General features: G+C 67.9%; 7 protein-coding genes. 1 reads left to right on the top strand and 6 read right to left on the bottom strand.

Translation table 11 applies throughout. The annotated features are described in order from the left end of the window. The 3 genes from ACQKJZ_RS15460 to ACQKJZ_RS15450 all read right to left on the bottom strand — a co-directional run. Window positions 1-508, bottom strand: a 508-nt coding sequence (locus ACQKJZ_RS15460) for a ribonucleotide reductase N-terminal alpha domain-containing protein (protein ID WP_427732113.1), incomplete at its 3' end; no start/stop codon positions are given. A 370-nt stretch (window positions 509-878) separates the two neighbouring features. Further along, window positions 879-1349: a DUF3429 domain-containing protein gene (locus ACQKJZ_RS15455; RefSeq protein WP_427732111.1), complete on the bottom strand. Its 471-nt coding sequence runs from the start codon at window positions 1347-1349 to the stop codon at window positions 879-881. Between the two features lie 86 nt (window positions 1350-1435). Further along, window positions 1436-4093: a putative bifunctional diguanylate cyclase/phosphodiesterase gene (locus tag ACQKJZ_RS15450; protein ID WP_427732109.1), complete on the bottom strand. Its 2658-nt coding sequence runs from the start codon at window positions 4091-4093 to the stop codon at window positions 1436-1438. Between the two features lie 144 nt (window positions 4094-4237). On the opposite strand from ACQKJZ_RS15450, the gene ACQKJZ_RS15445 reads away from it, so the two are divergent. Continuing rightward, window positions 4238-5761: a fumarate hydratase gene (locus ACQKJZ_RS15445; RefSeq protein ID WP_427732107.1), complete on the top strand. Its 1524-nt coding sequence runs from the start codon at window positions 4238-4240 to the stop codon at window positions 5759-5761. A 213-nt stretch (window positions 5762-5974) separates the two neighbouring features. Here ACQKJZ_RS15445 and ACQKJZ_RS15440 read toward each other — a convergent pair whose 3' ends face one another. The 3 genes from ACQKJZ_RS15440 to ACQKJZ_RS15430 form a co-directional block, all read right to left on the bottom strand. Continuing rightward, the gene (locus ACQKJZ_RS15440) at window positions 5975-7762 is read right to left on the bottom strand and encodes an AMP-dependent synthetase/ligase (RefSeq protein WP_427732105.1); all 1788 of its coding nucleotides are present in this window, start codon (window positions 7760-7762) and stop codon (window positions 5975-5977) included. A 64-nt stretch (window positions 7763-7826) separates the two neighbouring features. Beyond that, on the bottom strand, window positions 7827-9584 hold the full coding sequence (gene ggt / locus ACQKJZ_RS15435; RefSeq protein WP_427732103.1) for a gamma-glutamyltransferase: 1758 nt from the start codon (window positions 9582-9584) through the stop codon (window positions 7827-7829). A 46-nt stretch (window positions 9585-9630) separates the two neighbouring features. Further along, window positions 9631-10659 (bottom strand): quinone-dependent dihydroorotate dehydrogenase, encoded by a 1029-nt coding sequence (locus tag ACQKJZ_RS15430; RefSeq protein ID WP_427732101.1) that lies wholly within the window; start codon window positions 10657-10659, stop codon window positions 9631-9633. Window positions 10660-10825 lie beyond the last annotated feature (166 nt).

Below are 10825 nucleotides of genomic sequence, written 5' to 3'. Positions count from 1 at the left end.
TGCCGTTCAGGCCGACCGGCTCGCCGATGCCGCGCACCTGGCCCCAATAGGTGCCGATGCCGCCGCCGCGCGACGCCAGCCAGACATTCTCGTTCCAGGTGGTGACGATGCCGTCCAGGCTGTCGGGCACCGAGTTGAGATAGCAGCTGATCGGCAGGCCGCGACCTGTGCCGCCGTTCGACAGGACGGGCGTCGCCGGCATGAACCACAGCTTCGAGATATAGTCGTACAGCCGCTGCGCATGCTCGGCATTGTCGGCATAGGCCGAGGCCACGCGCACGAACAGGTCCTGATAGCTTTCGCCGGGCAGGAGATAGCGGTCGTTCAGCGTTTCCTTGCCGAAATCGGTCAGCAGCGCGTCGCGCGCATGGTCGACCTCGACCGGATAGGGTTGCGGGCGCACCGACTTGGTGTCGGCGGGCGTCGGGGCCGGAGCGGCGGTGTCCGCCGCCATCTTCTCAAGCATGTCAGTCGTCATGTCGCTATCCCGGCTATCCCTGAAATCCATCATTGATGCCGCTCCTTTGTTCCTGATTCGTTCGAGCCGGCGTCCTGTCCCTAGCACCGCGCGCCGCGAACGTCGCGATAAGAAGGATGACGAACCGACGCCCGGTGATTCCGGGTGTCTGTCCGATCCCGATGATGCCGGGTGGCATATCGTCATCCTACCAGTGCTTGGGGCCGCCCCCGGTCTCTTCCACTATATAGTGTAAAATCCCGGCGGCTACCGCAAGAGGGGTAAAGCCTGGGAAGGGGGTTGGTTGCGACGAATGGCGGCGGCGTGCAAGCGGCCCGAACCCGCGACGCGTGGATGTCTGCGGGGTTCATGAAGCGCAAGCCTTAAAAAAACTTTTTTAGCGGCCGGGACGGGCCGAACGTCAGCCCAGCGACAGCAAAAACAGGGCCAGCAGGCCGGCCAGCGCCACCGCCATCTGAGGGGGCCGCAACCGCGCGAAGTGGCGCGGCGCCCCGCCCCAGCGGGCCAGCCACGGGTCGGTCAGTGCGATCGAGGCATAGCCGATCAACAGCAGCACCAGGCCCACCGGCGGCGAGGCGATCAGCGCCAGCAGCCCCAGCGAGAAGCGCAGCATCATGGTCAGCATCTGCGACACATGCGGCCCGCCGGGCGAGAAGAAGCTCAACCCGCGCGCCACGCCCGCCAGGAAGACGAGGATCGCCGCACCCCATAGCTTGCCGATGGGCAGCGCCAGCGGAAAGCCCGCCCAGGCGCCGAGCGCGGTGAGCGGCAGGACCAGGACCGGGCCATAGCCGAAGATCAGGCTGAGCCAGGGTGTCCGGGGCGAATTGCCCTGCGGGGTGGGGGCGGGGCCGGGAGCGGAATCGGTCATCCGGCGCGAACGTGCGGACCGGCCTTCCTATCCCGCTTCACGCGCGCCGAACGCTGTTTGCGCCCTTATCGGCGCACTGGGCAGGTCTAGGCCAGCTGGCGCTGCGGTTCGTTCTCGGTACCGGCGCCGGTGTCGAGCCAGGGATGATCCTCGGGCAGCGGCGTGGCGAAGGCGATGCCCACGCGCCCGCCGCGTTCCCAGCGGATATAGCTGCGCAGGGGCTGGCCAGTGCCGATGCGCACGCCGATCGCCGCCCCGCAGACGATATAGGCGGGGGCCAGTCCCTCGATCATCATGCCCGATGGCGACAGGTCGCGGATGCGCACGTCGAGCGTCGCGCTGCCCGAAATGACCTGGGCGGTGCGCAGCATCTTCACGCGCGTCGGGCGCAGCGACTTCAGGCCCGTCGGCGCAACGCGCGCATCGCCCGCGCCCAGCATCCGGTGGACCTCGGCGACGGGGACGGGCCGGCCATAGACGAAGCCCTGGATATGGCTGCACCCCAGGTCGCGGATCAGATCGATCTCGTCGAGCAGCTCGACGCCCTCGGCGGTGGTTTCCATGCCCAGCGTGTCGGCCAGCGTCACGATCGCGCGAATGATCGCCGCGTTGCGGGTGCCGATGCCGATCGCCCCGCGCACGAAAGACTGGTCGATCTTGATCTTGTCGAACGGCGCATGGCGCAGATAGCCGAGCGAGGAATAGCCGGTGCCGAAATCGTCGAGCGCCAGCCGCACGCCGAGAACCTTCAGCGCGGCGAACTGGCGTTCCGATTCCCGGTTATCGCGCAGGAACACGCTTTCGGTGATCTCCAGTTCGAGCCGCGGCGGCGCCAGCCCCGATTGCGCCAGCGCCTTCGAGACGAGCGTGGGCAGGTTGGGCTTGGCGAACTGAACCGACGAGACGTTGACCGCGACGCGCGCGGAGCCGGGCCAGCTCGCCGCCTCCATGCAGGCGGTGTGGAGCACCCATTCGCCGATCTGTTCGATCAGTCCACATTCCTCGGCCACCGGCACGAACGTGCCCGGCGGGATGTCGCCCTGCGTCGGGTGGGTCCAGCGCAGCAGCGCCTCATAGCCGACGATCCGCTCCTCATGGGTGGAGACGATGGGCTGATAGACAAGGTGGAACTGCCCCAGCGCGATGGCGGTGCGCAGATCCTCCTCCATCCGCTTGCGGCTGCGCGCGCCCTCCAGCATCGCTTCGGCATAGAAGCGGTGGACCCCGCGTCCGTCGCCCTTGGCGGCATAAAGGCCCAGATCGGCATTGCGGATCAGCGCCTGCGAATCGTCGCCGTCATGGGGGGCGATGGCGATGCCGATCGAACAGCCGATGGTCACCTCCACCCCCTGGATGTCATAGGGGCGCGACAGGCTCGCGATGATGGCGGTGGCCAGCGCGGACAACCGCTCGCGCTGGTCGATGCCGGGCAGCAAAATCTGGAACTCGTCGCCGCCCAGCCGGCCGACCAGCCCGACATCGCCGACCGTTTCCTCCAGCCGCCGCGCGACCTGTTGCAACAACAGGTCGCCGGCCTGATGGCCGAGCGTATCGTTGACCGCCTTGAACCGGTCGAGGTCCATCAGGAACAGCGCAGTCGGGCGGTAGGGATGGACCGACTGCGTGAGCGTCTTGTCGAGCGACAGCTTCATGCGCTGGCGGTTGGCGAGCCCAGTCAGCCCGTCGAACAACGCCAGGCGGGTGATCTCCGCCTCCGACCGGCGCTTTTCGGTCAGGTCGGCGCCCGAGCCGATGAAGCCGCGGAACCGGCCGATGTCATCGATGATCGGCCGGCCCGAGATCGACCACCAGCGTTCCGCCGCATCGGGATCGGCCGCGACCGCGCATACGGTGTAATCGGCGAAACTCGTCCGCGACGCCATGTGGAAGGACAGCGTCCGCTCGCTTCCCGGTTCGGCCGAATCCATCTGGAACAATTCGGTCAGCATCCGGCCGGTGGCGTCGACGCCGATCGCGCGAAGATCCTGCGCCACCTTGTCCGACAGGTAGGTGAGCCGGCCGTGACGATCGGTTTCCCAGAACCAGCCGGTGCCGTGCTGCTCGAACTCGGCGATCATCTTGACCGCCTGCTGCCCCTGGCCAAAGGCGCGCGCGGTGGCATGGGCCCTATTGTAATCCAACTGCCCCGTGCGACGCGCGTTGAGGATCAGGAAGACCAGCGGTGCTGCGACCGCCAGCAGCGTCATGGACAGCGAGGCACCCCACGCCAGCGCCGCGATCGGCGCCAGAAAGGCCAAGCCGAGGGAATAGCCGATCAACGCGCCGCGCACCGGATGCAGCGTCGCCGCCGTCGTCCACATCGCACAGAACAGCGCCATGGCCGGGGCCCAGCCGGCGGGACCGTGATGCCCCTGCGCCGCGCTGAACAGCAAGGGGCCGGACACGACCGCCATGCCGAAGCCGAGCAGGACCAGCCATTGCTTCAACCGGTAGAAGGGCCAGCGTCGCGCCTCTCCGCGCCACAATATCAGGCCGAACACCAGCGTGGCGATCACGATCGCCCCACCGCCGGCCGCCTTTTCGATGAACTGGTCCCGGCTGTCATGGCGCAGACTGATCGCCAGGACGGTCACGACCGCAACCAGATTCTGCAGGATCGACAGCGACCAGGTCCGGCACAGCGTGCGCACGCGTTTGAGATGCACCTCGCCCAGCAGTTCGTCATTGTCCGCGACGAGGCCCATCAGGGCGAAAAAGGAAAGGCGGTCGGCGGCGGATGACATGTGTGAGCTTGGACCCCAGGACGATTGCCCCGGTGATGCACCGGACGGGGTTTAAATTTGATTGAAATTAAACTCGCCCGAATCGACGCTTCGCATCGCGCCCGGCGTTGCACCACGCGCGGAGCTGTCGCAAAAGGCGACCCCATGACGACCCTGATCCGCGACACCGACCTGATCGAGAGCGTGGCCGACGCGCTCCAGTTCATCAGCTATTATCACCCGATGGATTATATCCGCGCCCTGGGTAAGGCCTATGAGGCCGAGAAGAGCCCGGCGGCCAAGGATGCCATCGCCCAGATCCTGACCAACAGCCGGATGTGCGCGGAGGGGCATCGCCCGATCTGCCAGGACACCGGCATCGTCACGGTCTTCGTGAAATGGGGCCAGGACTGCCGCCTGTCGGGCGACCGCAGCTTGCAGGAGGTCGTCGATGAGGGCGTGCGCCGCGCCTATCTTCACCCCGAAAACAAGCTGCGTGCCTCGATCCTCGCCGATCCCGCCTTCACCCGCCGCAACACCAAGGACAACACCCCCAGCGTCCTCCATGTCGAGATGGTGCCGGGCAGCAAGGTCACCGTCGACGTCGCGGCCAAGGGCGGCGGGTCGGAGAACAAGTCGAAGTTCAAGATGATGAACCCGTCCGATTCGATCGTCGATTGGGTGCTGGAGATGGTGCCGCAAATGGGCGCGGGCTGGTGCCCGCCCGGCATGCTCGGCATCGGCATCGGCGGCACGGCGGAAAAGGCCGTGCTGCTGGCCAAGGAATCGCTGATGGGCGCGATCGACATGGGGCAGCTCAAGGAGCGTGGTCCCCGCAACGACATCGAGGCGCTGCGCATCGAGCTGTTCGACAAGGTCAACGCGCTGGGCATCGGCGCGCAGGGGCTGGGCGGCCTGTCCACCATTCTCGACGTCAAGATCCTCGATTGGCCGACGCACGCCGCATCCAAGCCGGTGGCGATGATCCCCAACTGCGCCGCGACCCGCCACGCGCATTTCACGCTGGACGGCTCGGGCCCGGTCTATCTGGAGGCGCCCAAGCTGGAGGAATGGCCCAAGGTCGACTGGAAGCCCGACCTTCAGGCCGCTCGCCGCGTCGACCTGAACACGCTGACGCCCGAAGAAGTGAAGAGCTGGAAGCATGGCGACCGGCTGCTGCTCAACGGCAAGATGCTCACCGGCCGCGACGCCGCCCACAAGCGGATCAAGGACATGCTCGACCGTGGCGAGGAGCTGCCGGTCGCGTTCAAGGGCCGCGTGATCTATTATGTCGGCCCGGTCGATCCGGTCGGTGAGGAAGTGGTCGGCCCGGCGGGCCCGACGACCGCGACCCGTATGGACAAGTTCACTCGCATGATGCTCGACCAGGGCCTGCTGGCGATGGTCGGCAAGGCCGAGCGTGGGCCGGCGGCCACCGACGCGATCCGCGAATATCAGTCCGCCTATCTGATGGCGGTCGGTGGTGCTGCCTATCTGGTCGCGCGCGCGATCAAGGGATCGAAGGTCGTCGGCTTTGAGGATCTGGGCATGGAAGCGATATACGAGTTCGACGTGGAGAATTTCCCCGTCACCGTCGCGGTCGATTCCGAAGGTCAGAACGTCCACACGCTGGCGCCGCTGGTGTGGAAGGACAAGATCGCCAAGGAAGGGCTGCTGACCCCGGCGTGATCGGGGCGGGCCATTCTTCTCCTTAGCCCCTCCCGCAAGCGAGTTTCAGGTCGGTCATGCCCCCGGCATGACCTAAACGATGCGGGGCATCGTTTACCTGAAACTGGGTTGGGGAGGGTAGGGAGTCTCACCGAGACTGTCGCTCGTGGCCTTCCCTCCCCCATCCCCTCCCGCTGGCGGGAGGGGCGTGCCTAGCCGCAGGTGAATGGCGCCTCAATTCCGGTACAGCGCGTCCAGTTGTTCGCCATAGACCTCGCGCAGGATGTGGCGCCGGATCTTCATGGACGGCGTCAGCTGCTGGTTCTCGATCGAGAACGGCTCATGCGCGATCACGAAGCGGCGGATGCGCTCGGTCACCGACAGGTCGCGATTGACCCGGTCGACCGCCGCCGAGATCGCCGCGCGGAAGTCCAGGTCGTCGTCGAGCGCCACGCGGTTGCAGCCCGTTCCCGACTTCGCGCACCACTCGGCGGTCCATTCGGAATCGGGGACGATCAGCGCCACCATATAGGGTCGCCGGTCGCCCGCGATCATCGCCTGCGCGATTTCGGGCTGGAGGGTCAGCATCCCCTCGACCTTCTGGGGGGCGACATTCTCGCCCTTGTCGTTGATGATCAGGTCCTTCTTGCGGTCGGTTATGCGCAGGCGGCCGGCATCGTCGAACTCGCCGATGTCGCCGGTATGCAGCCAGCCGTCCTTCAGCACCCGCTCGGTCTCGGTCGGGTTGCGCCAATATCCGTGCATGACCAGCTCGCCGCGCACCAGGATTTCGCCGTCCTCGGCGATCCGCACCTCGGTATCGTCGAGCGGCGGGCCGACCGTGTCCATCCGCACGCCGGCCTTGGGACGGTTGCAGGCGATGACCGGCGCGGCCTCGGTCTGGCCATAGCCTTGCAGCAGGGTGAGGCCGATCGAGTGGAAGAACAGCCCGATCTCGGGGTTCAGCGGCGCGCCGCCCGAGACCATCGCCTTCAACCGGCCGCCGAACTTCCTGGCGATCTTGGGCTTGAACAGCGTCGCGACCGCCGCCTGTGCGGGCCGGTCGATCAGCCGCAGCTTGCCGTTATAGCTGCGTGCCCCCAGCGCCAGCGCCTGGTCGAGCAGCCTTGCACCAAGCCCGCCCTTCTTCTCGATCGCCTTGGCGATGCGGGTGTGCAGCACCTCGAACAGGCGGGGCACGACGAACATGATCGTCGGGCGGACCTCCTCGATATTGGCGGCCAGCTTGTCGAGGCCCTCGGCGTAGTAGATCTGCCCGCCGAGCGCGATCGGGAAGTGCTGCCCGCCGGTATGCTCATAGGCGTGGGAGAGGGGGAGGAAGGACAGGAATACCTCGTCCTCCCAGCCGAAATCCTCCGAGATCACCGCGCTGCACCCGGCGCAATTGTGCAGGATCGCGCCGTGATGCTGCATCACCCCGCGCGGCGCACCACCGGTGCCCGAGGTGTAGATGATGCAGGCCAGGTCGCCCCGGCTGAAATCAGCCTCCGCCGCTACGGTGGCGGCCTGGGTCGGATGCGCGGCGATCAGCGCGTCATATTGCCGGCAGTCGATCTGGCTCGGCCCCAGCTTCAGCGGCTCGATCCCGATCACCGTCTGGACATGGTTGGAGCGCAGCGCGGCGGGCATCAGCGTCGCGGCCAGCTTCTGGGTCGACACGATGATCGCGCGCGCGCCCGAATTCTCGATGATGTGCGCGTGATCGCGCTCGGTATTGGTCGTGTAGGTCGGCACGGTGACGCAGCCCGCCGCCATGATGGCGAGGTCGGCGATGCACCATTCGGGCCGGTTCTCGGCGACCAGCATCACTCGGTCGCCGCGTTGCAGACCCGTGGCGCGCAGCCCGCGCGACAGGCTGGCGACCTGCCGTGCCGCCTCGGCCCAGCTGATCGCGTGCCAGGCCCCGTCCTGCTTGCGCCACAGGAACGGCGCGTCGCCCTTTTCGGCGGCGCGGGTGAAGAACATGGTGACGAGATTGGGGAAATATTCGAGCTTACGCATGGTCGTGCCTCTCCCACCGGCCCGTATCGCGCGCACCAACGCGTGACCGGGCTCTTTGGTTGTCTTATTCCGCCGGTCGTCCCGGCTTGTCGCTGACGCGGGTGATCCGCGTCATCCGCCCGGCCACGTCGATCGCCACGCCCTCGCTGCGCGGATCGGCGGCACCGACCCAGCGGCCGCCGACGCGCTCGATCGCATTGGCCTTCAGCCCCATCGGCGCGACCGTCACGGTCTCGCCCAGTGCCCGAAGGCCGGGGACCAGCGCCTCCAGCGCGGTGCCCTGTTCGATCGTGGCGACCTTGCCCGGCGCGAAGACCAGGCCGGTCGCGATCGCGTCCTGCGCGCTCAGCTTCCAGTCGATGACGCCGATGATCGCCTTGGCGACCTGCGCGATGATGGTCGCGCCGCCGGCCGCGCCGACCGCCAGGCGCACCTTGCCGTCGGGACCATAGACGATGGTCGGCGACATCGAGCTGCGCGGCCGCTTGCCGCCCTCGACCCGGTTGGCGACCAGATCGCCGTCCTTGACCGGCACGATGTCGAAATCGGTCAGCTCGTTGTTCAGCATCGTGCCGTCGACCGACAGGCCCGATCCGAACGAGCCCTCGACGGTGGTCGTCACCTCGGCGACATTGCCGCCTGCGTCGACCGCGACGAGGTCGGTGGTACCCGCGACTTCGCTGACCCGTGCCCGGACCCTCGCCGGCGCGCCCGGCGGCGTGCCGGGCGAAACCGACGCCATGGTGCGCTCGGGCGAGATCAGCGCGGAGCGGCTGGCGATATAGCCGCGGTCGAACAGCCCCTTCAGCGGCACGCGGACATAATCGGGATCGCCCAGATACATGTCGCGATCGGCATAGGCGAGGCGCGAAGCCTCGGCGAACAGATGCCAGGCCTGCGGTGAATCCTTGCCCAGCCCGCCCATGTCGAAGCGTTCGAGCAGTTTCAGGATCGACAATACCGTCGACCCGCCGCCCGAGGACGGCGCCATGCTGCACACCTTGTACCCGCGATAGGTGTCGCACAGCGGTGCACGCGGCTTGGCGGCATAAGAGGCGAGGTCACCCGTCGTCATCTTCGACGGATTGCGCTGGGCGGTGTTGACCGTCGTGACCAGCTTCTGCGCCTGTGGCCCGACATAGAAAGCGTCGGGGCCGAGCTTGGCGATCCGCTCGAACAGTGCCGCCTGTTCGGGATTGCGGATCGTGCTGCCCAGCGGCAGGACCTGCCCGTCGGGACCGGTCAGCCGCGCGCGGGTGGGGGCGTCGACATGCGCGCCATAGCGGGTCAGCGCGGTCTGGAGGCGCGGGGTCAGTTGGAACCCGTCGCGCGCCAGCCGGATCGCGGGTTGGAACAGCCGTGCCCAGGGCAGCTTGCCGCCCTTGGCATGCGCCAGCGCCATGCCGCGCAGCGCACCGGGGACGCCGACGCTGCGCCCGCCGGGCACCGCCTCGGCATGGGTCAGCGGCCGGCCGTCCGGGCCGTAAAACCAGTCGGGGGTGGCGGCCATCGGCGCGGTTTCGCGCGCGTCGATGCTGTCGGCGCCGCGCGGCCCATGGCGAACCCAATAGCTGCCGCCGCCGATACCGGAGCTTTGCGGTTCGACGACGTTCAGCGCCAGCATCGTGGCGATCGCGGCGTCGGTCGCGCTGCCGCCGGCGCGCAGGATCTCGACCCCGGCGGCGGCGGCGCGCGGATCGGCGGCGCTGACCATACCCTCGGCGGGGGGCTTTTGGGCGGGCTTGGGGGCGGGCTGGCGCGCCTCGACGGGCGCGGCGAGAGGCAGCGCGAGCGCCGCCACGGACAGGAGCCAGTGCTTCATCCGCACGACCCTAGCGGCAAGGCGCGCCCTGCGCCAAGCCGTAACGTCAGGCGCCGATCGCCTGGGCGATATTCTCGAATCCGTCGCGGGCGAGCAGCGCGTCGAGATCGCGCAGGATGCGCGCGGCCAGCCCCGGCCCCTCATAGACCAAAGCGGAGTAGAGCTGGACCAGGCTCGCCCCCGCCCGGATGCGGGCATAGGCCTCCGCCCCGCTATCGATCCCGCCGGCGGCGATCAGGGGCAGCGCCGCCCCGGTCGCTTTCCGGAAATCGGCGAGCCGCGCGCGGGCGAGCGGGGCGAGCGGACGACCCGACAGGCCGCCGGTCTCGACCGCGTTGGCGCTGGTGACATGGGGCCGGGTGATGGTGGTGTTGCCGATGATGATCGCGTCCAGTCGGTTGTCCATCGCGGCACGCGCGATCTCGTCGATCTGCGCGGGCTCGAGATCGGGGGCGACCTTCAGGAACAGCGGCACCTTGCCGGCCGCCTCGCGCGAGGTGGCCAGTAACTCCGCCAGCGCCGCACCATGCTGCAGGTCGCGCAGGCCCGGCGTGTTGGGGCTGGAAATGTTGATCGTGACGTAATCGGCGATCGGCGCGGCCCGGGTCACCCCGTGGCGATAATCGGCGATACGGTTGGCGGCGTCCTTGTTCGCGCCGACATTGATGCCCAGCACGCCCTTGCGCTTCGCGGCCTTCGCACGCGCCAGCCCCGCGTCCAGCCCGCCATTGTTGAAGCCATAGCGATTGACCACCCCCTTGTCCTCGACCAGCCGGAACAGGCGCGGCCTGGGGTTGCCGGGCTGCGGCTTGGGGGTCAGCGTGCCGATCTCGACCATGCCGAAGCCCAGCCCGAAAAAGCCGTCGATCGCCTCGCCATTCTTATCGACGCCCGCCGCCAGCCCCAGCGGATTGGCGAAGTCGATCCCCGCGACCTTGGTTGCCAGGCGCGGATAACGCGCCGCATCGACCCCCATCGGCGCGCCCAATGATCCCCAACGCGACAGCATCGCCACCGTCAGACCATGGGCGCGTTCGGCATCGAGGGCGAAGAGGAGCGGATGGTAAAAGGCCATGCCGGCCCGGTTAGCGGATTGCGGGGGGAGGGGGAAGGTGGGGGGGCGACCCTCCCTCTTCCTCTCCTCCTGCATTTTTTGCTCCCCCTCCCGCAGGCGGGAGGGGGTTGGGGGGAGGGAAAGGTGTCTCACCGAGCTTGTCGCTTGTGGCATGCCCTCCCATCCC

The sequence above is a fragment of the Sphingomonas sp. NPDC019816 genome (genome assembly GCF_050274375.1).
Classification (GTDB): domain Bacteria; phylum Pseudomonadota; class Alphaproteobacteria; order Sphingomonadales; family Sphingomonadaceae; genus Sphingomonas.
The sequence above is the reverse complement of the archived record's forward strand: the minus strand, read 5'-3'. Positions and strand labels throughout refer to the sequence as shown.

What these genes read in the sequence shown, in the direction of transcription:
- ACQKJZ_RS15455 (WP_427732111.1), bottom strand. Translation starts at nt 1,349, where the DNA reads ATGACCGATTCCGCTCCCGGCCCCGCCCCCACCCCGCAGGGCAATTCG.
- ACQKJZ_RS15450 (WP_427732109.1), bottom strand. Translation starts at nt 4,093, where the DNA reads ATGTCATCCGCCGCCGACCGCCTTTCCTTTTTCGCCCTGATGGGCCTC.
- ACQKJZ_RS15445 (WP_427732107.1), top strand. Translation starts at nt 4,238, where the DNA reads ATGACGACCCTGATCCGCGACACCGACCTGATCGAGAGCGTGGCCGAC.
- ACQKJZ_RS15440 (WP_427732105.1), bottom strand. Translation starts at nt 7,762, where the DNA reads ATGCGTAAGCTCGAATATTTCCCCAATCTCGTCACCATGTTCTTCACC.
- ggt (WP_427732103.1), bottom strand. Translation starts at nt 9,584, where the DNA reads ATGAAGCACTGGCTCCTGTCCGTGGCGGCGCTCGCGCTGCCTCTCGCC.
- ACQKJZ_RS15430 (WP_427732101.1), bottom strand. Translation starts at nt 10,659, where the DNA reads ATGGCCTTTTACCATCCGCTCCTCTTCGCCCTCGATGCCGAACGCGCC.